The organism is Sandaracinus amylolyticus (assembly GCF_021631985.1).
In the GTDB taxonomy this organism is placed as follows: Bacteria; Myxococcota_A; Polyangia; order Polyangiales; family Sandaracinaceae; genus Sandaracinus; species Sandaracinus amylolyticus_A.
In genome coordinates this window covers 9,510,015-9,532,943 of sequence record NZ_CP070225.1, presented here as the reverse complement: position 1 = coordinate 9,532,943, position 22,929 = coordinate 9,510,015, and the positions used below count along the sequence as shown (strand labels likewise).

22 protein-coding genes are annotated in these 22,929 nt (G+C 72.6%); 17 read left to right on the top strand and 5 right to left on the bottom strand.

The genetic code is table 11. The features are described from left to right. The first annotated feature begins 106 nt into the window (after positions 1-106). The 7 genes from I5071_RS40575 (at position 107) to I5071_RS40545 (ending at position 7,007) form a co-directional block, all read left to right on the top strand. Positions 107-1,054 carry a phosphatase PAP2 family protein gene (locus tag I5071_RS40575; protein WP_236518761.1) on the top strand — a complete coding sequence of 316 codons (948 nt, stop codon included), beginning with the start codon at positions 107-109 and terminating at the stop codon, positions 1,052-1,054. Between the two features lie 36 nt (positions 1,055-1,090). Then, complete coding sequence (locus I5071_RS40570; RefSeq protein WP_236518760.1) at positions 1,091-2,320, top strand: MFS transporter; 1,230 nt, start codon at positions 1,091-1,093, stop codon at positions 2,318-2,320. After that, entirely contained in the window at positions 2,310-3,125 is an 816-nt protein-coding gene (locus tag I5071_RS40565; RefSeq protein WP_236518759.1) for an amidohydrolase family protein, read from the top strand. The genes I5071_RS40570 and I5071_RS40565 overlap by 11 nt, the downstream gene beginning before the upstream one ends. Before the next feature lie 180 nt (positions 3,126-3,305). Next, the gene (locus tag I5071_RS40560; RefSeq protein ID WP_236518758.1) at positions 3,306-4,673 is read left to right on the top strand and encodes a reverse transcriptase family protein; all 1,368 of its coding nucleotides are present in this window, start codon (positions 3,306-3,308) and stop codon (positions 4,671-4,673) included. A 29-nt stretch (positions 4,674-4,702) separates the two neighbouring features. After that, positions 4,703-5,698 carry a hypothetical protein gene (locus I5071_RS40555; protein WP_236518757.1) on the top strand — a complete coding sequence of 332 codons (996 nt, stop codon included), beginning with the start codon at positions 4,703-4,705 and terminating at the stop codon, positions 5,696-5,698. Continuing rightward, positions 5,695-6,258 carry an RNA polymerase sigma factor gene (locus I5071_RS40550; protein ID WP_268921191.1) on the top strand — a complete coding sequence of 188 codons (564 nt, stop codon included), beginning with the start codon at positions 5,695-5,697 and terminating at the stop codon, positions 6,256-6,258. Before I5071_RS40555 ends, I5071_RS40550 begins: the two co-directional genes overlap by 4 nt. After that, a complete protein-coding gene (locus tag I5071_RS40545; RefSeq protein WP_236518755.1) occupies positions 6,255-7,007 on the top strand; it encodes a hypothetical protein in 753 nt (250 codons plus the stop codon). The genes I5071_RS40550 and I5071_RS40545 overlap by 4 nt, the downstream gene beginning before the upstream one ends. 20 nt (positions 7,008-7,027) lie before the next feature. Here the strand turns inward: I5071_RS40545 and I5071_RS40540 are convergent, their stop codons facing one another. Further along, a complete protein-coding gene (locus I5071_RS40540) occupies positions 7,028-7,915 on the bottom strand; it encodes a hypothetical protein (RefSeq protein WP_236518754.1) in 888 nt (295 codons plus the stop codon). A gap of 88 nt (positions 7,916-8,003) precedes the next feature. Here I5071_RS40540 and I5071_RS40535 point away from each other — a divergent pair, with 88 nt between their 5' ends. The 3 genes from I5071_RS40535 to I5071_RS40525 are packed head-to-tail and all read left to right on the top strand — an operon-like array spanning position 8,004 to position 9,907. Then, positions 8,004-8,336 (top strand): hypothetical protein, encoded by a 333-nt coding sequence (locus I5071_RS40535; RefSeq protein WP_236518753.1) that lies wholly within the window; start codon positions 8,004-8,006, stop codon positions 8,334-8,336. Between the two features lies 1 nt (position 8,337). Beyond that, positions 8,338-9,045, top strand: coding sequence for a hypothetical protein (locus tag I5071_RS40530; protein WP_236518752.1), 708 nt, complete (start codon positions 8,338-8,340; stop codon positions 9,043-9,045). Positions 9,046-9,085: 40 nt separating this feature from the next. Further along, positions 9,086-9,907: a family 1 encapsulin nanocompartment shell protein gene (locus I5071_RS40525; protein WP_236518751.1), complete on the top strand. Its 822-nt coding sequence runs from the start codon at positions 9,086-9,088 to the stop codon at positions 9,905-9,907. Between the two features lie 178 nt (positions 9,908-10,085). On the opposite strand, the gene I5071_RS40520 is transcribed toward I5071_RS40525, so the two are convergent. Continuing rightward, a complete protein-coding gene (locus I5071_RS40520; protein ID WP_236518750.1) occupies positions 10,086-10,865 on the bottom strand; it encodes a hypothetical protein in 780 nt (259 codons plus the stop codon). Between the two features lie 136 nt (positions 10,866-11,001). Here I5071_RS40520 and I5071_RS40515 point away from each other — a divergent pair, with 136 nt between their 5' ends. After that, entirely contained in the window at positions 11,002-11,733 is a 732-nt protein-coding gene (locus I5071_RS40515) for a hypothetical protein (protein ID WP_236518749.1), read from the top strand. Between the two features lie 95 nt (positions 11,734-11,828). Here the strand turns inward: I5071_RS40515 and I5071_RS40510 are convergent, their stop codons facing one another. Next, entirely contained in the window at positions 11,829-12,437 is a 609-nt protein-coding gene (locus I5071_RS40510; RefSeq protein WP_236518748.1) for a glutathione S-transferase family protein, read from the bottom strand. Positions 12,438-12,532: 95 nt separating this feature from the next. Here I5071_RS40510 and bioA point away from each other — a divergent pair, with 95 nt between their 5' ends. The 3 genes from bioA (at position 12,533) to I5071_RS40495 (ending at position 16,980) form a co-directional block, all read left to right on the top strand. Then, on the top strand, positions 12,533-13,828 hold the full coding sequence (gene bioA, locus I5071_RS40505; protein ID WP_236518747.1) for an adenosylmethionine--8-amino-7-oxononanoate transaminase: 1,296 nt from the start codon (positions 12,533-12,535) through the stop codon (positions 13,826-13,828). Positions 13,829-13,948: 120 nt separating this feature from the next. Beyond that, the gene (locus tag I5071_RS40500; protein WP_236518746.1) at positions 13,949-15,634 is read left to right on the top strand and encodes a DUF1592 domain-containing protein; all 1,686 of its coding nucleotides are present in this window, start codon (positions 13,949-13,951) and stop codon (positions 15,632-15,634) included. Positions 15,635-15,639: 5 nt separating this feature from the next. Beyond that, entirely contained in the window at positions 15,640-16,980 is a 1,341-nt protein-coding gene (locus I5071_RS40495) for a DUF1552 domain-containing protein (protein WP_236518745.1), read from the top strand. A gap of 8 nt (positions 16,981-16,988) precedes the next feature. Here I5071_RS40495 and I5071_RS40490 read toward each other — a convergent pair whose 3' ends face one another. Next, a complete protein-coding gene (locus tag I5071_RS40490; RefSeq protein ID WP_236518744.1) occupies positions 16,989-17,186 on the bottom strand; it encodes a hypothetical protein in 198 nt (65 codons plus the stop codon). 16 nt (positions 17,187-17,202) lie between these two features. Further along, positions 17,203-19,389 (bottom strand): glycogen debranching N-terminal domain-containing protein, encoded by a 2,187-nt coding sequence (locus I5071_RS40485; RefSeq protein ID WP_236518743.1) that lies wholly within the window; start codon positions 19,387-19,389, stop codon positions 17,203-17,205. A gap of 137 nt (positions 19,390-19,526) precedes the next feature. Between I5071_RS40485 and I5071_RS40480 the strand changes: the two genes are divergently transcribed. The 3 genes from I5071_RS40480 to lnt are packed head-to-tail and all read left to right on the top strand — an operon-like array spanning position 19,527 to position 22,775. Further along, positions 19,527-20,690 carry a hypothetical protein gene (locus I5071_RS40480; protein WP_236518742.1) on the top strand — a complete coding sequence of 388 codons (1,164 nt, stop codon included), beginning with the start codon at positions 19,527-19,529 and terminating at the stop codon, positions 20,688-20,690. 53 nt (positions 20,691-20,743) lie between these two features. After that, a complete protein-coding gene (locus I5071_RS40475; RefSeq protein WP_236518741.1) occupies positions 20,744-21,145 on the top strand; it encodes a response regulator in 402 nt (133 codons plus the stop codon). 22 nt (positions 21,146-21,167) lie between these two features. Continuing rightward, positions 21,168-22,775, top strand: a complete 1,608-nt coding sequence (gene lnt, locus I5071_RS40470) for an apolipoprotein N-acyltransferase (RefSeq protein ID WP_236518740.1) — start codon at positions 21,168-21,170, stop codon at positions 22,773-22,775. Positions 22,776-22,929 lie beyond the last annotated feature (154 nt).

The window sequence follows — 22,929 nt, the reverse complement described above, 5'->3', positions numbered from 1 at the left end:
GGCGCCCGGTTCGCCCCGCAAGGCCCACACTCCCCCACCGATCAGGCCGACCTGACCGATCGGGGGAGGACCGCGGGGCCGAGACCCGTAATAATCTCCTCTCTTCGTGACCCGCAGCAGCACCGCCACCGCGTTCGTCTCGGGGATCATCCTCTGCGCGCTCGGCGTCACCACGGTGCCAGCCGCTGCGCAGGACCAGCCGGAGCCGCCCCACCGCGCGCCGCTCCGCACACGGATCGACGGTGTCGCGGCGCCGATCACCGGCGGCCTCGCAGCGGCCGCGCTCGGCGCGGGCGTCGGCATCTACGTCGCGCCGACGTCGCAGAGCTCGCCCGAGGCCGGCGTGTGGCGCGGCGGCATCGTCGCCGACGAGCCGTTCCGCGATCTGCTGCGCGCGTCGAGCCCGCGCGGGATCAGCATCGCCGGCCACGTGAGCGACGCGCTCATGCTCGGCACGATCGCGTACACCGCGCTCGTCGACTCGCTGCTCGTGCCGCTGGTGCAGGGCGATCTCGATCTCGCGTGGCAGGCCTCGCTCGCGCACTCGCTCGCGTTCGGTCTCACGCTGACCGCGGGCGGCATCGTGAAGCGCCTCGCCAACCGCGCGCGCCCCTACGAGCGCGAGTGCGCCGCGAACCCGGACGCGCCGGGCTGCCAGTCGCACGACATCTACGAGAGCTTCTACAGCCTGCACACCGGCCTCGCGGCGACGTCCGCGGGCTTCTCGTGCGCGCTGCACCTCGAGCGCAACCTCTACGGCGACGTGGGCCACGACATCGCGTCGTGCGGCGGGTCGATCGCGGCGGCGACGGTCACCGGTCTGCTGCGCGTCGTCGCGGACCGTCACTACCTCTCCGACGTGGTGATCGGCGGCCTGCTCGGCTTCGCGGTGGGCTACCTGGTGCCGATGCTCGTGATCCCCTCGCGCACGTCGCGCCTCGAGGGCTTCAGCGACGAGCCGCGCTCCGACTTCGCGTGGTCGATCCTGCCGATGGCGGCCCCCAGTGACTCGGGTGGGTTCGCGGCGGGCGCGTCGGTCTTCGGCACGTTCTGATCCGAGCCGCTCCCCGAGCCTATCTGTCTCGTCGCGATGACGAGCGGGTGGTTCACGGGGATGTCGCCGCCCGAGCGGCGCACGTTCTGGTCGTGCTTCTGGGGCTGGGCCCTCGATGCGATGGACGTCCAGATCTACAGCCTCGTGATCCCGACGATCCTCGCGGTCTGGAGCCTCTCGACGAGCGAAGCGGGCGAGATCGCGACCGCGACGCTGGTGTCCTCGGCGGTCGGCGGATGGATCGCGGGCGCGCTCGCCGATCGCATCGGCCGGGTGCGCACGCTGCAGCTCACGATCCTGTGGTTCTCGATCTTCACGCTGGTGTGCAGCGTCGCGCAGCGCTTCGAGCACCTGCTGCTCGCGCGCACGCTCATGGGGCTCGGCTTCGGCGGCGAGTGGACCGCGGGCGCCGTGCTGATCGGCGAGGTGATCCGCCCCGAGCACCGCGGTCGCGCGGTCGGAACGGTGCAGTCGGGATGGGCGGTCGGCTGGGCGCTCGCGCTCGTCGCGCAGACCGTGACGTTCCAGATCTTCGAGCCGGAGATCGCATGGCGCGCGCTCTTCGTCGTGGGGGTCGCGCCGGCGGTGATGGTCTTCTTCCTCCGCCGCTTCGTGACCGAGCCTCGCGTGTTCGAAGAGACGCGAGAGCTCGGCGAGCGCCCTCGGGTGCGCGAGATCTTCGCGCGACCGGTGCTGCGCATCACGATCCTGACGTCGCTGCTCACCACGGGCGCGCAGGGCGGCTACTACGCGATCGCGACCTGGCTCCCGACCTACCTCGAGACCGAGCGCGGCTTCGGCGCGCTGCACACGAGCGCGTCGCTCGCGGTCGTGATCGCAGGCTCGTTCACCGGCTATCTCGCGGGCGCGCACCTCGCGGATCGCATCGGGCGTCGCGGGCTCTTCGTCGTGTTCGCGATCTGCGCCACCGCGATCGTCTTCGTGTACACGAGCGTCGAGCTCGACGACGGGGCGATGCTGGCGCTCGGCTTTCCCCTCGGGTTCTTCGGCTCCGGATACTTCAGCGGCATCGGGCCCTTCCTGACCGAGCTCTTTCCGACGCGGGTGCGCGGCACGGGACAAGGGTTCGCCTACGGCGTCGGGCGCGGCGTGGGCGCGTTCTTCCCGATGCTGGTCGGCGTGCTCGGCGCGACGATGCCGCTCGGCCGCGCGATCGGCGCGTTCGCAGTGGGCGCGTACGCGCTGCTGATCGTGGCCGCCGTGCTGCTGCCCGAGACGAGAGGACGGATCCTCCGTGCCGGCTGATCGCGCGATCCCGGCGCACGCGTGTGATGCGCACGCCCACGTGATCGGGCCGACGATGATCGCATCGCGGAGCTACACGCCTCGTGAGGCCTCGGTCGCCGAGTACCTCGCGATGCTCGACGCGCACGGCATCGCGCGCGGCGTGCTGGTGCAGATCAGCGTGCACGGGACCGACAACCGCGTGCTGCTCGCGGCGCTGGGCGCACATCGCGAGCGACTGCGCGGGATCGCGGTGGTCGACGCCGGCGCGCCCGATGACGAGCTCGAGCGGATGAAGCGCGCGGGCATCGTCGGGCTGCGGCTCAACGCGGCGTTCGGCGGAGGCCCGAGGCTCGACGAGCTCGAGCGCATCGCCGCGCGCTGTCGCGAGCTCGACTGGCACCTCGAGCTGCTCCTCGATCGTCGTGCGCTGCCGGATCTCGCGCCGCGCCTCGAGCGACTGCCGGTCCCCTTCGTGCTCGATCATCTGGGGCACGTCCCGATGTCGGCGGGGATCGCGCACCCCGCGTTCCAGGCGATGCTCGCGCTGCTGCGACATGCCGACTGCTGGGTGAAGCTCTCCGCCGCGTACCGCGTGTCCGCGACCGGCCCGCCGCATCAAGACACGATCCCGTTCGCGCGCGCGCTCGTCGCTGCGCGGCCCGATCGCGTGGTGTGGGGCAGTGACTGGCCGCACACCGCCCACACCGGGCCGACGCCGCGGATCGCTGCGCTGCTCGAGCTGCTCGGCGAGTGGGCGCCCGATGCCGCGCGACGCGACGCGATCCTCGTCGACAACCCCGCGCGACTCTACGGCTTCGGGTAGGCTGCGCGCGATGGCGGCGGCGCGCGTCGAGCCGATCGAGGCGCACGCCTCGGTCTCCGCGAGGCACCCTCGCGGACGCTTCGTACCTCCAGCATCGACGTCGCACGCCAGTCGGGCGCCCACGAGCGCCGCTCCGGCGCGCAGGACCGGAATCGTCGACGCGCGCCGCCGCCCTCTCCGATGACCGACTCGACGTTCGACGACTGGGAAGACGACGACGACGACCCGGAGGATCTCCCACCCGGGCGCAGGGCGTGGCGCTTGTCGCGCGCGCTCGCGCTCGCGTTCCTCGGGACCGACGGAAGCCGGCGCGCGATGATCGACGCTGCGCTCGCGGCGCTTCGCGTGCCCCACGAGGCGCGCGCGAGGGCCTGGCTCGGAGGGCTCGTCGCGCTGGTGCGCCGCACGTTCGATCCGCTCCCGCGTGCCTCGCTCGACGAGCTGACGACGACGATCGCGCACAGCCGCGCGCTGGCACGATACGACCGCGACGCGGAGATCGTGCGCTGGGTGGTCACGCCCGGCGCGCCGCTCGAGACGCGATGGGACGTGCCGCGCATCGACACGGTGGGCGATCTCGCGCGTTGGCTCGAGGTCGAGATCGGCGAGCTCGACTGGCTCGCCGATCGACGCGCGATGCTGGTGCGCGCCCCGCTCGGACCGCTGCACCACTACCTGCGCACCTGGGTGCCGAAGCCGAGCGGAGGTGCGCGCCTGATCGAAGCGCCCAAGTCGCGGCTCGCGTCGATCCAGCGTCGCGTGCTGCGCGAGATCGTCGAGCGCATCCCGATGCACGACGTCGCGCACGGCTTCCGCCGCGGGCGCTCGGTCGCGACGTTCGTCGCCCCGCACGTCGGGCGCGCGGTGGTGGTGCGGGTCGACCTCGAGGACTTCTTCGCGAGCGTCACCCGCGGTCGCGTGATCGGGATCTTCCGGAGCGCCGGGTATCCCGAGGAGGTCGCGCGCACGCTCGCGGCGTCGTGCACGACGCGCACCCCATCGCGCGAGATGCGCGGCATCGAGCACGCGGTGCGCGCGCGGCTCCGGGTGCCGCACCTGCCGCAGGGCGCACCGACCTCGCCCGCGCTCGCGAGCCTCGCGGCGTTCCGGCTCGACGCGCGCGTCGAAGGGCTCGCACGCGCGATCGACGCGCGATGCACGAGGTACGCGGACGACATCGCGCTCTCGTTCGAGCGCCCGCAGTCGCACGTCGCGATCGATCGCGTGATCGCGCGCATCGCCGAGATCGCACGCGAGGAGGGGTTCCGCGTCGCGCCGCACAAGACGCGGGTGATGCGCCACGGCGCGCGCCAATCGCTCGCGGGCGTGGTCGTGAACGAGAAGCCCGCGGTCCCGCGCGAGGAGTACGAGCGCCTGCGCGCGATCCTCCATCGCGCCGCGATCGAAGGCCCGCGCGCCGAGGATCTCGCCGCGCATCGCGATCTGCGCGCCCACCTCGAAGGTCGCATCGCGTGGATCGGCCAGTGGAGCGAGCACCGGCGAGCGAAGCTCGCAGCGATGCTCGCGCGCATCGAGTGGACACCCTGACGCTCACACCCTCACGCTCCCCCACCCCGATGGGGCATCCTTCGCGCGTGCTGCGCCTCGCGCTCCTGACCGCCACCGCCGCGTGCTTCCTCGCGCCCGCGCCGGCCCACGCCCAGGAGCGCCCGATCACCGACGCGATCACCGTCGACGGCACCGATCCCTGCCTCGAAGCGCCGCGCCTCGCCGCGCAGGTCGGCGCCTGGCTCGAGCGCGATCACATCGCCGATGCGCTCGGCGTCTCGGTGCGCACCGACGCCTGCACCACCTCGTTCGTCATCACCCACGGCGGCGACGAGGTCGCGACCCGACGCTTCGATCGCCTGCCCGCCGAGTGCCCCGACCGTCGCGCCGCGGTCGCCCTCGCGATCGCGCTCGCGCTCGACGCCGCGATCCTCGAGTCGATCGGCATCCCACCGCCCGAGCCCACACCGCCCCCGCCCGTCGAGCCACCGCCCGTCGAGCCCCCACCGCCGGCTCCGCCTCCGCCTCCGCCTGCCGGTGAGCGTCCCGCCTTCTCGATCGAGGCCGAGGCGTGGCTCGCGCTCGAGCTCCTCCCCGATCCCGCGCTCGGCGGCGTCCTCGCGGTCTCGTGGATCGCCGGACAAGGCGTGCGCCTCCGCGCCGGAGTGCTCGCGACGGCGCTCGTCGGTGCCTCGGTCGTCCCCGGCGCCGCCGATGTCTCGCTCCTCACCGGCCGCATCGACGCGTGCCTCGATCGCAGCGTCCTCCCCCACGTCCTCCTCGGCGGGTGCGCGGGCGTGCTCGGGGGCGCGCTCCTCACGAGCGGACACGATCTCCCGGTCGTCTACGCCCCCGCCCTACCCTGGGCTGGTGCCATCGTGCGCGCCGAGCTGCGCTGGCTCCCCCTCGACCCGCTTGCGCTCACCATCGGCGCCGAGGGAGTGTTCTCGTTCGTGCAGCCCAGGCTCGACGTCGGCGACGGAACCGGCGGTGTGATCGCATCGCGCTCGCTCTCGACGGCCGGGCTCGCCATCGTGATCGGCACAGCGTTGGTGATCGAATGAAGGCCCCCGCGACCCCCGGTCATGCAGCCATTGCGAGCACGGACAGCACGGAGCCGGAGCGCACCGGAGCCGCGGAGCTGTTCCGTGCCCATGCTGGTTTCGTGGCGGGATTCCTCACGCGCATGGGTGCGAGCAACGTGGACGTCGACGATCTCACGCAAGAGGTCTTCTTGGTGGCGCACCGCCGCGGCGGGTACGTCGCCGGTCCGGCGCGCCCCACGACCTGGCTCGCGGAGATCGCGCTGCGCGTGCTCTCGACCCATCGTCGGACCAAGCGCCGCAAGCCCGAGAAGATGGCGGGCGACGAGCTCGACGCAATGATCTCGGATCGCGCGGCCGCGGACGATCAGGTCTCGGCCCGACGTGCGCTGGCTCGCGTCCAGCGCTGTCTCGAGGGCCTCGACGAGGAGCACCGGGCCGTGTTCGTGCTCTTCGAGCTCGAGGGCGAGCCTTGCAGCGCGATCGCTGGGGCGCTCGGGATCCCCGTGGGCACCGTGTACTCACGGCTGCATCACGCCCGGAAGAAGTTCACCGACGCGTGGGGAGGGGGTACGCCGTGACCGATCGCGAGCTGCAGGATCCGCCGCGCCTCATGGAAGACCTCGGCACGCCGCCGGAGCTGCGCGATGCGCTGCGCCGGTCGGCCGCGATCGTTCCGCCGTTCGACGCGAGTGGGGGGCTCGCGAGGCTCGAGCAGTCGATCCAGAGCGGCGGGAGCGCGGCGGGAACGGGTGGCGGTGGTGCCGGCGCGGCGGGGGCCGCCGGCGTCGCCGCAGTGGTGGTCGCGCTCGCGGTGATCGGCGGCGCGGTGATCTGGGCCACGAGCGGGGGGGACACCGCGAGGGCGCCCGACGAGACCGCGGCCGAGACCGCGAGCGCGACCACCGTCGAGACCCGGACCGAGACCGCGCCCGAGCCCGAGGCCGCACCCGAGGTGCTGCCCGAGCCCGAGGTCGTGCCGGTGCCCGAGGTCGAGGTGGAGCCGGTGCCCGGAGCGCGTCCGAGCACGACGCGTCGCGCGGCCGCGGCGCCGAGCGACGAGGACGCGCTCGCGGCCGAGATGCGCGAGCTCGCCGAAGCGCGCCGCTCGCTGGCGAGCGACCCGGCGCATGCGCTCGCGATCCTCGAGCGCGGCCGGCGTGAGCACGGCGCGCGCAGCCTCTTCGCCGAGGAGCGCGAGGCGCTCAGCGTGCTCGCGCTCGCAGCCCTCGATCGCGACACCGAAGCAACCCGCCGCGGCGAGCGCTTCCTGTCGGCGCACCCCGAGAGCCCGCACGCCGAGCGCGTGCGCCGCGCGATCGAGGAGTGAAGTCGAGCGTGGCTATCCGCTCATCCGCATGAACGGATAGGCGACGACGCACTCCACTCTTCCGGGCTCGGACGGCCGCGCGCGGTGGTCGCGACGTCCTGATCGGGCGCGAAGTGCCGCAGGAGGAAGGCCGTCATCGTCCGCCGGGAGTTCTCCGAAAGCCGGTGCTCGGCGCGGAACGCGCGCTCGTAGCCGCGGACCGCGTCTTCCTCCGGCATGCGCCAGCGCGCTCGCCCGCGCGGCTCCCACAGCGCGATCGCGCGTGGCAGCACGTCTTCCGCGAGCGCCGCGCGCAATCGATCGTGCCCGTCCAGCAGGACGTACGCGTCGAGCATCGACACCCACCAGAGCACGATCGGCGGCAGCGTTCCGTCGCGCACGTGCTTGCGCCACGCCTTCACGCGCGACGCATCGATCGCGGAGCCCGTGCGGAGCGGGACGATCGTGCGTGCACCGTTCAGACCCCAGCGCAGGTAGTGCACCGGCGCGACGTCGAAGACGGCGCGGACGTCGAGCGCCCTCGAGGGTCGACGATGGACGTCGATCGGTTCGAGCGCGTCGCGACCGACGGAACGCAGCTCGGTGAGCTGCCAGGGCCCAACGCGGAGCGGCGACGCCGCGCTCTCGTCGAGCCCGCGCGCGACGAAGCGCATCCAGTCCTCGATGCGCGTCGTCGCGCGTGCCTCGCGCGCGGTGATCGGCGGCAGCACGCCCGGGCTCGCGGCGCCCTCGGCACGCGCGATCCACACGCCTTCGGCTGCGCCCTTCATGCGCGCCCACAACACCGGCGTACCTCGTCGCATCAAGCGGATGCGCCAGCCTGGGAACGACTCGAGGAAGAGCGTGGGCACGCGAGGCGCGTCCACCTCGATCGCGAGACCTCCGCCCTCGACGTCCTTCCATCGCACGCGGCGAGCGTGACACGCGCGCCGCGTCCGCTCACCTCACGCGACGAGCGCTTGACGGGCTTCGACGGCACATCCCACGATGCGCCGCATGGCGAGCGAAGAGCGCGCGCACGGCCCCGCGACGCGGGTCGCGATCCAGAACCTCTCGTCCCTCAAGCCCGAGCACCAGCAGCTCCTCCGCACGCTGCTGGCCGACTCGGGCATGGCGGCCGCGACGCTCGAGACGCTGGTCGAGCACCTCCTCGAAGAAGAGGACACGCGCCTCCAGACCGCGCTCTCGCGCGTGAAGGCGGGGCACTCGAGCGTCGAGGCAGCCTCGGCCGCGAGCGCGCGCCCGGGCTCGACGGTGGGCTCGCTGCGGGTCGAGCGCGGCGCGGTCGGGAGCAACGGGCGCGGGACCGTGGGCTCGCTGCGCAAGTAACGTGGCGCGCACCATCGCGATCACGATCGTCGCCGCGCTGCTCGCCGGGGTCGCGGGCTACGCGGTCGGCTCCTCGAGCACGCCTCCCCCGGCGATCGATCGCGATCGCGAGGAGCCCGAAGAGGACGACGCGCTCGCGCTCGAGTCCGATCCGTCCGCGCTGCAGGCCTGCGAGGATCGCCTCGCCTCGGCCGAGGCCGCGCTCGCGCTGCGCCCTGCGCGCACCGAGGGCCCGGCGATCGATCCTGCGACGCTGCCCGAGCCTGCGCGCGTCGTGCTCGAGTCGCCCGAGGTCTCGCGCGCGATCGACGCCGAGGTCGAGCGTCGCCTCACCGAGCGCGTCGAGCAGGAGCGCGCGCGGCGCGAGGCCGAGTGGGCGGCACGCCGTGCGGAGCTGCGCGAGCGATTGCGCGCGATCGGGATCGACGACGCGACGATGAACGAGGTCACGCCGACGCTCTGCGCGATCCGCGACGTGTACCGGCAAGCGTGGCAGGACCGGCGCGCCGGAGGCGGCGGTGAGGGCGACGCGGGCGTGCGCGGTGGACGGCGCGCGCTGCGCGAGGCGACGCGCCCGATGCGCGAAGAGGTCGAGACCGCGCTCGGCCCCGAGCGAATGGCCCGGCTCGAGGACGAAGGCGGCATGCGCGCGCTCGGCATGGCCGCGGAGTGCGGTGACGGCGCGCCCGGCCCCCGCGGACGACGCTGACGGCGCTGCAGCGGCGCGCGCGTTCGTCTACTCTCGCGCCATGAACCAGAGCCCGCTCACCGACGAGCAGTGGGAGTTCCTCCAGCAAGAGGTCGTGCGTGAAGCGCGCCGCACATTGGTCGGCCGCCGCCTCCTCGGCATCTACGGTCCACTCGGCGCCGGCCTCGAGTCGGTCTCGGTCGAGCAATACGGTCCCGACGAGGACGCGGAGATCGAGTTCCTGAGCCGGACCGATCCCAAGCCGATCCACGGCGCGAACGAGGTCATCCTCCGCGTGCCGATCCTCTACAAGGACTTCGTCCTGCACTGGCGCGACGTCTCGTTCAGCAAGAAGCTCGGCGCCCCGCTCGACGCGTCGCGCGCCATCCGCGCGGCGCACGCGGTCGCGGATCGCGAGGACACGCTGATCTTCAACGGCGATCCGCGGCTCGGGATCGAGGGCCTGCTCAACGCGCGCGGTCGCAAGACGGTCGCGCGCAGCGACTGGACCAAGTACGGCAACGCGTACCGCGACGTGGTGCGCGCGACGGAGGTGCTGCTCGAGAGCAACCACCACCGTCCGTTCGCGCTCGCGGTCTCGGCCCAGGACTACGCGCGCCTCGTGCAGCAGCTCGAGGGCCAGTTCGCGCCCGAGATCGACTCGATCCTGCGCCTCTGCGACGACGGCGTGTACACGACGCCGACGATCCCGCAGGGCAAGGCGGTGCTCCTCTCGACGGGCGATCAGAACTTCGACATCGCGGTCACCGAGGACCTGACCATCGCGTACCTCGGCGAGCGCGATCAGGACTATCCGTTCCGCGTCTACGAGTGCCTCGCGCTGCGCATCAAGCGGCCGAGCGCGATCTGCACGATCGAGTGAACGCTTGCGGGAGTGCTCGTCCCGCAGGTCCCGGACGGGAGCGCGCGAAGCGCGCGGACGGGAGGGACCGGCGGGCGAGCCGATCTTTCGACAGCCCTTGCGGGAGTGCTCGTCCCGACGGTCCCGGACGGTCGGGACCGGCGGGCGAGCCGATTTCTCGCCGGTCGTCGAGCGCGCGTCACTCGCCGTAAGCCGCGACGTTCCCGTCGAAGCGGTGATCCATCGGGAACGGCGCGGTCGGCGGGCGCGGCACCGTCCACCGGCCGATCTCGCGGTTCAGGCACTCCGTGAGCTGCGGAAAGAGATCGCCCGCCGGCACCGCGCCGCGCACCCGTCCGTCGGCCTGGATCGTCAGCTCGACGCGCAGCTGTCGCTCCGGGGACTCGAACGCACGACGCGAGCGCTCGAAGCACGCGTGCACCGCGGGCTGGTGCGACTCGATCGCGCGCACCACCGACTCGCGATAGGCCGCGGTGCGAGGATCGGCCGCCGCCGCGCCACCGCCGCTCCGGCCGCCTCCGCGCTGCTCGCGGAACGCGAGCTCGAGCGTGAGCGTCGTGGGGCGCGCTCGCGACGCGAAGCGCAGCCCGCTCAGCGCGCGCTGCACGCACGCGCGTGCGTTCTGCTCGTCGGGACGCGGGTCGCCGTCGAAGCGGACCTCGGTCACCCGTCCCGGCGGCGACACCGTGAGCACCGCGTTCACCGGGCGTCCGATCAGCGGCGCCGCCTCGCTCGCGCACGACGCGAGCGCCTCGGTCACGCGATCGGGCAGCTCGTCCAGCTGCGACTGCGGGATCGATGCACCGCTCATCTCGTACCCGACCGCGGCGCCCGACGCGGTGCGTGGGATGCCCGTCGCCGGACCGGGCGACGCGGCGGTCCCTTGGGCGTGAGCCGCGCCGATGGGGGCGAAGATCGCGAGAGAGATCACCACGATGGGGATGATTCGTCGCTGCATCACCACCAATGTAGCCCCCGAGCGTCCGTTCATTCGATCCGCACACGGTGTTCCCGTCCGTTCCGACGGGCCCTCGGATCGAACCGCGACGCTGCATGCTTGAATGGCGGCACACGCCTCCGGCGTCTGAGGACTCATGCGCACCGCCTTCCTTCTCGGTCTCGCGCTCTCGTTGTCGTCGCTCGCGACCACCGCCCACGCGCAGGACCCTGCGGCGAACGCGCGCACCGTCGCGCAGTGCCTGCGCGAGCACGACGAGCAGGTGCAGCGCCTGATGCACCTCCTCGAGCAGGCCGAGACCCGCTCGCGCGCGCCCGGCGTGGCCGACGACGTGCGGCGCGACGCGGTCGCGTCGATCACCGCGGTCGTCGATCGCATCCGGGCCCACGCACAGCAGGTGCGGCACTGCATCGAGCGCCATCCGATCCCGGTCCACGTCGACGGCACCGTCACCGAGACCACCGCCGACCCCGCGCACGACTCGCTCGCGACCGATCGCGGCACGGTGCACGAGATCGAGAGCGGCACCCAGCTCGCGCCGTCGGTGCGCGTCATGCGCGGCGAGCGCGTCGACGGATCGGGCCAGGCGCCCGACGAGAACGTGCGCGCGGCGATGCGCACGATCGGATCGCGCCTCGCGGTCTGTTACGACCAGTACCTCGATCGCGCCGCGCATCGCAGCGCCGAGGTCACGCTGACCTTCACCGCGAGCGATGGCGGGCGCGTCGGCAGCGCGCAGATCGAGGGCGGCGCGGGCGGCTTCGACACCGCGATGCGCCAGTGCGTGGAGCGCGCCGCGGTCGAGATGGTGGTGCGCGGCCAGCGCGGCCGCGCGGTGTACTCGTACGTCGTGCGCTTCGGCGACTGATTGCCTGAGTGCTCGTCCCGGAGGGCCCGGACGGAAGCGCGCGGCGCGCGCGGACGGAAGGGACCGGAGCGGCGAGCCGATTCGTTTCTTGCGAATCACGTCGCGGCGTGCTCGCGATCGATCGCCTCGCGCTTCTGGAACGCGGGCCGCGCGCGCACGCGATCGAGGTACGCGCGCATCGCGGGCGTCGGCGTGATCGCCTCCCCGATGCTCACCGCGTAGTGCAGCATCGCGCCGATCTGCACGTCGGCCGCGGTGAAGCGATCGCCCACGAGGTACGGCGACGCGGAGAGCGCGCGATCGAGGTGTCGTACCGCGTCGTCGAGCGTGCCGAACGAGATGCCGAGCGGCAGGTACGACCAGTCCGAGAGCCGAGCGGCGATCGCGGGGTCGAGCACCGCGTCGGAGTAGACGAGCCAGCTCAGGAACGCGGCGCGGCGCGGATCGCCGAAGCGGGGCGCGAGCCCGGTCTCGGGAAAGCTCTCCGCGAGGTGCAGCGCGATCGCGGCGCGCTCGGTGATCGTGACGCCGTTCAGCACGACCGCGGGCACCTTCTTGTGCGCCTGGATCTCGCGATAGCCCTCGGGCGCGCCGCCCTGGGCGCGGATGGGCACGATCTCGAGCTGATAGGGGACGCCGAGCTCCTCGAGGAGCCAGACGATGGCGGACGAGCGCGAGTAGGGGGCGTGGAAGAGCTTGATCATGGGTCGTTCTCCTTCGACCCGGACGATGCCGCGCACGTGTGTCAGGTGATTGTCAGGATATGTCCGGCGCCCGATCCGCGCGCTACGACGCGGGCGTGCGACTCCCTTCCGGCCTGTCCCGCGAGGACGTGATCGCGCTCGAGCGCCGTCACGTCTGGCCCCCGTACACGTCGAGCGAGAAGCACGAGCAGCAGGAGCCGCTCGTGATCGTGCGCGGCGAGGGCGCGTGGATCGTCGACGCCGACGAGCGCCGCTACCTCGACGGGGTCTCGTCGTGGTGGACCTGCACGCTCGGCCACGACCCGCCGCGCCTGCGGCGCGTGCTGCGCGAGCAGGCGGAGCAGCTGATCCACGTCGCGGCGGGCGGGATCACCCACGCGCCGATCGCGCTGCTCGCGAAGGAGCTCACCGAGGTCGCGCCCGCGGGCCTGACGCGCACGCACTTCAGCGACGACGGCAGCACCTCGGTCGAGGTCGCGATCAAGATCGCGTTCCAGCACTGGCAGCAGAACGGCCGCGCGAAGCGCCATCGTTTCGTCGCGCTCGCGGGCGCGTACCACGGCGACACGATCGGTGCGGCGAGCCTCGCGGCGCTCGAGGAGTTCAGCGGCGTGTTCGGCCCGCTGCTCTTCGAGATCGTGCGCCCGCCGCCGCCCGATCAGGGCTGGGACGCGGTGATCGATCACGTCGAGCGCGAGCTGCGGGCGCGCCCCGACGAGATCGCGGGCGTGGTGGTCGAGCCGCTGATCCAGGGCGCGGCCGGCATGCGCATGCACCCGCCCGAGGTGCTGCAGCGCCTGCGCGCGATCACCCGCGAGATCGACACGTTCCTGATCGCCGACGAGGTGTTCACCGGGTACGGCCGCACCGGGCACATGTTCGCGTGTCAGCGCGCGGGCATCACGCCGGACCTGATGTGCATCGCGAAGGGCTTCACCGCGGGCATCCTCCCGATGGCCGCGACGATGGCGACCGATCGTGTGTACGACGGATTCCGCGGCGGCCCGTCGCGCGCGCTGATGCACGGCCACACGTTCTGCGGGCACCCGCTGGGCGCAGCGATCGCGCGTGAGGTCCTCGCCATTTATCGCGATGAAAAAATCGTCGAGGGCGTCGCGCCGCGCGCCGCGATCATCGAGCGACGCTTCGCGCGCATCGCGGAGATCCCCGGCGTGCGTCGGGTGCGCGCGCTCGGGATGATCGGCGCGGCCGATCTCGGCGAAGGTGGCTACTCCGGCGCGATGGGTCACCGCGTGTACGAAGAAGCGCTGCGCCGCGGCGCGTACCTGCGCCCGCTCGGTGACACCGTGTACGTCGCGCCGCCGCTGAACGTGAGCTTCGAAGAGCTCGAGCAGTTGCTCGACGTCTTCGAGGAGTCGATCCGCGCGTGATCGCGCCCATCGGAGCACTGGTCTCCTCGTCTCGCACGTGGTCGGACTCGAGCCTCCCGATCTGCTCGCGTCGTGAGCCGTTAAGTCCCCTGACGGTACCAACCGCTCATGGGACTCCGAATGCATCTCGGAGCCGTCGCGGCAGTCGCCGCGTCCGTGCTCGGACTCTCGGCCTGCACCGGTGTGCTCGGCAGCTCGGCAGCTGGCCCCGGTGATGGATCCGGCGGCGGTGGCGGCGCACCATCGGACGGACCTCCGCCGCTCTCCGGGACGTGCAACCCACGCACGCCGGTGATCGCCGCGCCGATGCGCCGCCTCACCGAGGCCCAGTGGCGCGCGACCGTGGACGCGCTCTTCGACGGCCGCGTCGAGGTGCCCGACGGCTACCCCGATCCGCTCGTCGTGCGGGGCTACCGCACCTACGGCGCGCTGGGCACGCCGAGCCCCGAGATCGCCGCCGTCGTCGCGGATCTCGCGCTCGAGATCGCCGAGTCCGCGACCGCCGATCTCTCGGCGCTGCTCGGCTGCACGCCCGGTGATGCGCCCGACGACGCGTGCGCCGCGGGCTTCGTCGAGTCGTTCCTCACGCGCGCGCAGCGACGCACGCCCACCGCGGACGAGCGCGCGACGATGCTCGCGCTCTACGGCGATCTGCGCGGGGACGGATACTCGCCGCGCGAGGGTGTCGCCGCAGTGATCGAAGCCGTGCTGCAGGCGCCGGCGTTCCTCTACGTCTCCGAGCGCGGCGCGAGCGACGCGACCGCGCCGGGCACCGTCGTCGCGCTCGGCGATCACGAGATCGCGCAGCGCCTCTCGTTCTTCCTGTGGGACGCACCGCCCGACGCCGAGCTGACCCGGCTCGCCGACGAGGGCACGCTGCACGAGCCCGCGACGCTCGAGGCCCAGGCGCGCCGCATGGTCGCGGACCCGCGCGTCGCGTCGGTGCTCGGCCGCTTCGTCGAGGACTGGCTCGAGCTGCAGCGCCTCGAGCGCGCCGCCAAGAGCGACGACGAGTTCCCCGACTGGCGCAGCGTCTCGGCGTCGATCGCCGCCGAGGCCGCGCGCTTCACCGAGGAGGTCGTGCTGCGCCGCGACGCGCGCCTCGAGACGCTGCTCTCCGCGAGCTTCACGGTCGGCGATGCCGGGCTCGCGAAGCTCTACGGCGTGGCCGCGCCCGCCAACGGCGGCTGGGGCGTGCTCGAGCTCGATCCCAGCGAGCGCCGCGGCGTGCTCACGCAGGCGGGCTTCCTCGCGTCGCACTCCGGCGCCACCGAGCCCGCGCCGGTGGTCCGCGGCGCGACGATCCTGCGCAACGTGCTGTGCCTGCCGATGGAGCTCCCGCCCGGCCTCATGGTCACCTCGCCGGCGCCCGATCCCACCCGCACCACGCGCGAGCGCTTCGAGGAGCACCGCGCCGATCCCGCGTGCGCCGGGTGTCACGACCGCATCGATCCCATCGGGTTCGGGCTCGAGGGCTTCGACGCGATCGGCGGCTTCCGCACCACCGAGCCGAGCGGGCTGCCGATCGACACCAGCGGCGTGCTGCTCGGCGCGGGCGACGGCGCGGACGGTGCGTTCGTCGGCGGCGCCGAGCTCGCGGAGCGTCTCTCGCAGAGCGACGCCGTGCGCGACTGCGTCGCGCGTCAGGTCTACCAGTACGCACAGGCACGCGTCGCCGCGGGCGGCGACGAGTGCGTGCTCGAGCGCGTCACCGAGCGCTTCGCCGCGAGCGACGGCGATCTGCGCGAGCTGCTCGTCGCGATCGCGACGAGCGACCCCTTCCTCTCGCGGACCCTTCCGGAGTGACCGACATGACGAACGATCTCCGCGGACGAGCCGATCGCCATCGCACCGGCGCGTTCGTCGCAGGACGCCGCGCGTTCCTCGCGGGCGCCGGCGGCGTGGTGCTCGCGCTGCCCTTCCTCGAGGCCATCCACGGTCGCGCGCGCGCGGCGCCGCGCACGCCTCGACGCTTCGTGGTCTGGCACCAGGGCCAGGGCACGCAGTGGGATCAGTGGGCGATCCCCGGCAGCAGCCAGACCGACTTCCGCCTCGGCCGCATCCTCGAGCCGCTCGCCGATCTGCGCGACCGCTTCGTGTTCATGCGCGGCATCGACAACCGCGCGAAGGACCGCACCGAGGGCGACGGCCACCAGTCCGCGATCCGGTCGATCCTGTGCGCGACGCCGAACTCCGGCGGGCCCTCGATCGACACCGTGGTGCACCAGCGCCTGCGCACCGAGGGGCAGCTGGGCCCGCTGCGGCTCGCGATCGGATCCTCGGCGCGCAGCGGGCGCTTCCTCGCCGCCGCCGGAGACCCGGTCGACTCGATCGGCGATCCCCGCGCGATGCTCGACACGTTCTTCGCGGGCGACGACGGCGCGTCGGCCGAGCTCGAGCGCCTGCGCCTGCGTCGCCGACGCGCGCTCGACGCGGTCCGCGAGTCGTTCGGGACGTTCCGGCGCGGCCTCGGCACCGAGGATCGCGATCGCCTCGATCGCCACGCGGCGCGCCTCGACGACCTCGAGACCCGCCTCGCGTCGGGGCGCACCTGCGCGCGGCCGGTGCTCGAGCAGCCCTCGGGCTACGTGCCGACGCGCGACTGGGACGTGACCGCGCGCAACGTCGCCGAGGTCGTCGCGCTCGCGTTCGCGTGCGACGTGACGCCGGTCGCGACGATCGAGTGGACCGAGGATCACGACCCCGCGCTCTTCGCGCCGTTCATCGGCTCCTACTCGAACTGGCACGAGATGGTGCACTCGGGTGAGTCGAGGCGCGGCATCACCGGCCTCCACGACGGCTATCGCTACTACGCGACGCACATGGCGTATTTCCTCCAGCGCCTGCAGGAGATCGAAGAGGACGGCGGCACGCTGCTCGACAGCACGTGCGTGCTCTGGAGCAGCGACTTCGGCTACGGCGCCGGGCACAACGGCCTCTCGACGACGTTCACCCTCGCCGGCTCGCTCGGCGCGGAGACGCAGCTCGGTCGCTGCATCACCTACGCGGATCCCGAGCAGCTCTGGGGCGCCTCGCAATACACGCAGGCGAACCTCTTCACGTCGATCCTGCGCGCGTTCGGCCAGACCGACGAGCACTTCGGCGACTCGACCGGGGGCACGCGCGGCCCCATCCCCGGCCTCGTCGGCTGACGTCTCGTCTAGCGCTCGCTCTCGAGCGTCCTCAGCGCGTCGGTGAACGCCTCGCGCTCGGTCGGTCCGTCGCCCAGCGCGTTCGCGATCCTCCGATCGAGCTCGAGCCGCTCGCGTCGCCTCGCCCACCACCGCGTCGCCACCGGCCACAACGCCCCCGCGATCCCAGTGATCGCGATCACCGGCCACATCCATCGCCTCGTCATCGTCTCCTCCTCTCGCTCACGACGGGAGCAGTCCCTCCACCAGCGCGCGCACCCGCCCCGCGATGCCGACCGAGATCGACTCGGGCGGCGGCTGTCGCACGACGTGCAGCGTCCCTTCGCGTCGCGTCACGTCGAAGTGCGAGCGCCCGTCGCGATCGCGCCACACGTCGAGATCGATCACCCCGCGCCCCACCCGCAGCCCCTTCACCCGGACGCGATCGAGGCACGTCGGCAGGATCGGATCGATCGTGAGCAGATCGAGCGGCGCGACGTTGAAGAACCCCATCATCGCGTGGAGCAAGCCGGGGATCGCGCTCACGTTCCACGCCTGGATCAGATCGGCGCGCGGATACGCGCCGGGGTGCGGCATCTCGTCCTTCGCGTAGCCACCGACGCACTCGGGCACCCGGAACCCCGGGTACAGCGACGCGAGCGCGAGCGTCGCGTCCGCGAGCTGCAGCGCGCGCCGATCGAGCCCGAAGCGACGAAGCCCGAGCGCGATCGTCGTGCTCTCCACGCTCCACACCGAGCCGCAGTGGTACGAGAGCGGCTCGTACGCAGGGTGCGCCGACGAGAGCGTGCGGAAGCCCCAGCCGCTCCAGAGATCGGGCGCGAACATCCGCTCGACCACGCGCTCGATCACCGGCTGCGCGACGATGCCCGACGCGATGCAGTGCCCGACGTTCGACGTGACGCTGCGCAGGAGGCGCCCTTCACGATCGATCCCGAGGCCGTAGAAGCTCTCGTCCTCCATCCAGAACGCGCGATGGAAGCGCCGCTTCAGATCGCGCGCCGAGTCCCAGAGCGCGCGCGCGTCGCCGCGACGTCCGAGCATCCACAGCACGAGCGCGAGGAGCTCCTGCGCCGCGAACCAGTAGCCCTGGATCTCGCACGCCGCGATCGGCGAGCGCGCCGACGATCCGTCGGCGTGCACCATCGCGCCGCCGCTGTCCTTCCAGCCCTGGTGCTCGGGCCCGTCGGACGAGCGGGTGTGGTAGTGGAGGAAGCCGCCCTGCGCCTGCTCGTGCGCCCAGTCGAGGATGCGTCGCGCGGTGTCGAGGTGCGGGCGGATCAGCGCCTCGTCACCGCGCAGCGCGAAGAGCTGCGCGAGCGAGATCACGTACATGAGCGGGCTCGCGACGTCGGCGTAGCTCACCGCGAACGCACCGTCGCCGAGGCGCGCGCGCGGACCGCGCCGCACCTGCTGCGGGATGCGACCCGGCTGCGCGTCGATGCGCGGATCGTCGCGCGTGCACTGCAGCCGTCCGAGGCGCGCGAGCGCGGCGTCGAGCATCGCGCCGCCGTCCACACACGACGCCTGCCATCCCGTGGTGAGCGCGTCGCGACCGAAGAGCGCGGGATAGATCGGCAGCCCGGCCTGCGGCGCGAGCCACTCGCGCGGGCGCCCCTCGAGCAGCGGCAGCGACGCGAGATCTTCGAGCGCGGCCGCGATCACCAGCGGCTCCACGCCGTGCCCCGTCGTGTCGACGACGACGTGCGACGCGCGCCATCGCGCGAGCGCGTCCTCGCGCGCCGCGATCCCCTCGCCGGTGAGCGCGTCCTCGAAGTCGATCGCGCGCACCCGCAGCGGGAGCACGACCTCGTCGCGCGGCGCGAGCTCGAGCGTCCACCGCACCCCGCTCTGGTGCGCGCTCGCGCCCGGTGCCTCGACGTGCGTGACGTAGCGCAGCTGCGGATGCGTCGAGCGGAGCTCGAGCGACGACCCGTCGCACACCGCGCGCGCCCAGATGCGCACCGGCGCCTCGCGATCGCCGATCGTGTCGCCGATGTCGGCCCAGTCGCAGTCGAGCGCGACGTCGATCACCAGGCGCGCGACCCGTCGCGATCGGTTCGCGACCACGTAGCGCGACTCGAGCCCGTCGAGCTGCACCGCGTGCGAGACCCGCACGTCGATCGAGCGATGGGGCAGTCCGTCGGACGCGAGCGACTCCTCGGAGCGCGCGAGCCCCGAGCCGCCGCCGCCGAACTGCTCGAGCTCGGGGTGCACGTAGACGAGATCGAGCGTGCGCGCGTCCTGTCCCCCGAGCGCGCAGAGGTGCGGCGCGCGCCCGTTCACGAGCAGCCGCATCGTGCGGAGATAGCGGGTCTCGCGGAACCACAGCCCGGTGCTGGTCACCCCACGCCCGAGCTCCCCGCGCACGTCGGTCACGAGCATCGTCGGCCCGCGCCAGGCGAGCCGCACCTCGGGTCTGATCTCGGCGCGCAGGACCAAGCAGGAGCCCTCCGCCCGACGACCGAAGCACGCGCGATGCCCTCGGACGAGTGCGAGGCACCTCGCCTCGGGCGTGCGCCTCGTGCCTGGATTCGCTATCTGGCGGCATGCCTCGTTGTTGGACGGTGCTCCTCGTGGCGCTCGCGACGACCGGTTGTGGAGCCAAGACCGCGCTCGAGATCCCGCCGCCCCCACCCTGCGCGGCGCCACCACCGCCCGCGCCGCTCGACCTTTGCGAGACCTGGGAGCGCGGTGAGTCGGTGGTGCTCGACCTCGGAAGCGAGGTGGGCTTCGGCGCACACCGCGGCGGCGCGGCGGTGGCGTATCGCCGAGTCCTGGACGGCGCGAACGAGGTCCGTGCCCTCGAGATCGACTCCGACGGCATGCCGCGCGGGCCCGCGCTCACCGTGTCGAGCGTGCGCGTGAACGTGTCGTCGTTGGCGATCGAGCCGACCGCCGCGGGCGACTGCGCGCTCCACGCGTTGGCCCACGAGGACACCGACGCGGCGAGGGCGAGCACGCTCGCGATCGTCGACCCCGACGGCTACACCCGCACGGTCGCGCTCGACACCGACGAAGTCGTGTGGGACCTGCGCTCTGACGGCGAGACCCTCACCTGGCTCGCGATGCGGCGCGGCGTCGTCCCCGATGCCTTCCAGCTCGTGCGCGCCGATCGTGCGGGCCGCGTGCTCGAGCGCGTCCCGCTCCGGAGGACGCTCGGCCTGCTGCTCGGTTCGTCGCGGCGCCAGCTGCACGAGGACGGCAGCTTCGTGCTCGTCGGCTTCAAGACCGACGGGATCGGGATCGACCAGTTCGACCGCGCCGGAGCACGCATCGCGACCACGCAGCTCTCGGCTCGCGCGCTCGGACACGCGTCCTCGGTGCTGCGCGACGGCGCGCTCTGGGTCGTGTGGAGCGAGCGCGAGACGCCCGCCGATCCCCCCGACGCGCTGCACGCCGTGCAGGTCGACGCCGGAGGCGAGATCGCGGCGCGTATCGAGCTCGAGCTCGGCGACACCCGCCCGCTCCATCGCTTCGAGGTCACCTGGACCGGCGGCAGCTATCTCGTCCCGGTCGCCGATGACACCCAGTGGTACGTCGGCGTGTTCGCGCCCGACGGCGCGCGTCGCGCGCTCGTCCCGATGTCCGCCGACGCGCGCGACGCCGAGGTCCTCCGCACCGACACCGGCGCGTTGGTCGTCGCCGTCGAGCAGGACGACCCCACCACGCGCCCGCTCGTCGTCGCGACCCCGCTCCGCTGCGCTCGGTAGCCCGCCGCGACCCGGACCCCGACCCGGTCGTATGCTAGCCTCGCTGCCCTCCGATGGTGTCCGCGCCTCCGACCACCGGCCGCCCGAAGATCTTCGTCGTCGAGGACGAAGACGATCTGCGGCGCATGCTGAGCAAGATCCTCGGCACGGTGGGCGACGTGACGACCGCGGTCGACGGACAGGACGCGTACACACGCCTCACCGGCGGGTTCGTGCCCGACGTGATCGTCACGGACCTGATGATGCCGCGCATGGACGGGCTCACGCTCGCGACCAAGCTGAAGGCGGACCCGGTGCTCGGCCGTGTGCCGGTCGTGATGCTCACCGCGAAGACCCAGGCGCGCGACGTGATCGCCGGCATCAACGCCGGCGCGCGGCACTACGTCACCAAGCCCTTCAAGACCGAGGAGCTCGTTGGCAAGGTCCGCAAAGCGCTCGCCGCACGCGGCAAGTGAGTCGGCCCCGAAGACCCCGCTGGTGATCCGCGCGCGCCCCTGGGCGCTGCTCGTGATCTCCGCGGTGCTGATGTTCCTCGGGTTCGCGGGGTTCGGCATCTGGCCGCTCGCGTTCTTCGGCATCATCCCCGCGCTCTTCGTCTTCGATCCGCTCGAGACGCGCGGCGGCTTCGAGCGCCCCCAGGGGAAGTGGTTCTTCTGGCGCGCGCTCTTCTTCGGCTACGTCGCGGAGCTCGGCGGCTTCTACTGGCTGACCAACACGCTGGTGGACTTCTCGGGGTTCCCGGTCGTCGTCTGCCTGCTCTTCGCGTCGATCTTCTATCTGTTCCAGGGCCTGCAGTTCGTCGCGATCCTCGCGCTCTGGGCGCGCGCCCGCGCCCGCGGGTTCTCGGCGACCCCGGCGCTCGTCGCGGCGTACCTCGCGACCGAGGCGCTCTTCCCGATGCTCTTCGAGCACTACTACGGGAGCGCGTTCCACCCGGTCCCGCTGCTGATGCAGATCGCCGATCTCGGCGGCCCGATGATGTGCACCGCGCTCGCGATGGTCGTCGCGGGCGCGCTCTACGACGCGGGCAGCACGTGGACGCGCGAGCGCCGCATCCCGAAGCTCTGGCCCGGCATCGCGCTCGCGTCGGTGCTCTTCGCGTGCGGGTACGGCGCGTATCGCCTCCACGAGACCGATGCGCGCATCGCGGCCGCGCCGCAGCTCACCGTGGGCGTCGTGCAGACGAACATGGGGCTCTTCGAGAAGTGGCAGAACCCCGCGATGGGCGTGCGCCGCCACGTCGAGCAGACCGCGGAGATCGCCGCGGAGCACGATCCCGATCTCGTCGTGTGGCCCGAGTCGGCGGTGACGTACTTCCTGCCCAACGGGCTCACGAACGTGCGCGACTGGCGCTGGGCGCGGCGCCTCGGGCTCGACCAGGTGCGGGTGCCGATCGTGTTCGGCGCGCTGCGCCAGCACGTGACCGCCGAGGGCGCCGAGCAGGATCGCAACACCGCGTTCGTGACCGACGCGAGCGGCGAGATCGTCGGCGTCTACGACAAGACGTATCTGCTCGCGTTCGGCGAGTACATCCCCTTCGGCGACTGGTTCCCGATCGTCTACGAGATCTCGCCGATGAGCGGCCGGTTCACGCCGGGCGACGATCCCGCGGCGGTCCCGTTCACCGCGCGCGACGGCAACACGTACCGGCTCTCGGTGCTCATCTGCTACGAGGACATCGTCTCGGCGTTCGTGCGCCGCGCCGAGGCCCAGGGTGATCCCCACCTGCTCGTGAACATCACGAACGACTCGTGGTTCGGCGACACCCAGGAGCCCTGGGTGCACCTGCACCTCGCGCGCTTCCGCGCGGTCGAGCACCGCCGATACCTCATCCGCGCGACGAACTCGGGCGTGAGCGCGATCATCGACGCCGCGGGGCGCATCACCGAGCAGAGCGGCACGTTCGTGCGCGCGAATCTGGTGGGCTCGGTCGCGATGCTCGAGGGCGGCACCACGCTCTACGAGCTGCTCGGCGCATGGCCGGGCTGGGTCGCGCTGCTCGCGATCGCGCTGATGGGCTTCTTGCCCGCTCGCTATCTTCCGAAGCGCGCGCGTCCGTCGGGGCTCGACTCGACCAGCACCTGACGGCTGTCATCGCGCGGATGACACCGCGAGCCCTGCGAGCCTGTCCGCGTCGTCGCGCGGACGACAGCACGAAGGGTCACGTCTTCGCGATGTCCTCGCGCCGACGACAGCACGAAGCGTCGAGCGTTCACCATGTCATGTCGGGATGACATCT

Excerpts from the sequence above, each read along its gene's own strand:
- I5071_RS40570 (WP_236518760.1), top strand. The coding sequence starts at position 1,091 with ATGACGAGCGGGTGGTTCACGGGGATGTCGCCGCCCGAGCGGCGCACG.
- I5071_RS40560 (WP_236518758.1), top strand. The coding sequence starts at position 3,306 with ATGACCGACTCGACGTTCGACGACTGGGAAGACGACGACGACGACCCG.
- I5071_RS40555 (WP_236518757.1), top strand. The coding sequence starts at position 4,703 with ATGGGGCATCCTTCGCGCGTGCTGCGCCTCGCGCTCCTGACCGCCACC.
- I5071_RS40550 (WP_268921191.1), top strand. The coding sequence starts at position 5,695 with ATGAAGGCCCCCGCGACCCCCGGTCATGCAGCCATTGCGAGCACGGAC.
- I5071_RS40535 (WP_236518753.1), top strand. The coding sequence starts at position 8,004 with ATGGCGAGCGAAGAGCGCGCGCACGGCCCCGCGACGCGGGTCGCGATC.
- I5071_RS40525 (WP_236518751.1), top strand. The coding sequence starts at position 9,086 with ATGAACCAGAGCCCGCTCACCGACGAGCAGTGGGAGTTCCTCCAGCAA.
- I5071_RS40520 (WP_236518750.1), bottom strand. The coding sequence starts at position 10,865 with ATGCAGCGACGAATCATCCCCATCGTGGTGATCTCTCTCGCGATCTTC.
- I5071_RS40515 (WP_236518749.1), top strand. The coding sequence starts at position 11,002 with ATGCGCACCGCCTTCCTTCTCGGTCTCGCGCTCTCGTTGTCGTCGCTC.
- I5071_RS40510 (WP_236518748.1), bottom strand. The coding sequence starts at position 12,437 with ATGATCAAGCTCTTCCACGCCCCCTACTCGCGCTCGTCCGCCATCGTC.
- I5071_RS40500 (WP_236518746.1), top strand. The coding sequence starts at position 13,949 with ATGCATCTCGGAGCCGTCGCGGCAGTCGCCGCGTCCGTGCTCGGACTC.
- I5071_RS40495 (WP_236518745.1), top strand. The coding sequence starts at position 15,640 with ATGACGAACGATCTCCGCGGACGAGCCGATCGCCATCGCACCGGCGCG.
- I5071_RS40490 (WP_236518744.1), bottom strand. The coding sequence starts at position 17,186 with ATGACGAGGCGATGGATGTGGCCGGTGATCGCGATCACTGGGATCGCG.
- I5071_RS40480 (WP_236518742.1), top strand. The coding sequence starts at position 19,527 with ATGCCTCGTTGTTGGACGGTGCTCCTCGTGGCGCTCGCGACGACCGGT.
- I5071_RS40475 (WP_236518741.1), top strand. The coding sequence starts at position 20,744 with ATGGTGTCCGCGCCTCCGACCACCGGCCGCCCGAAGATCTTCGTCGTC.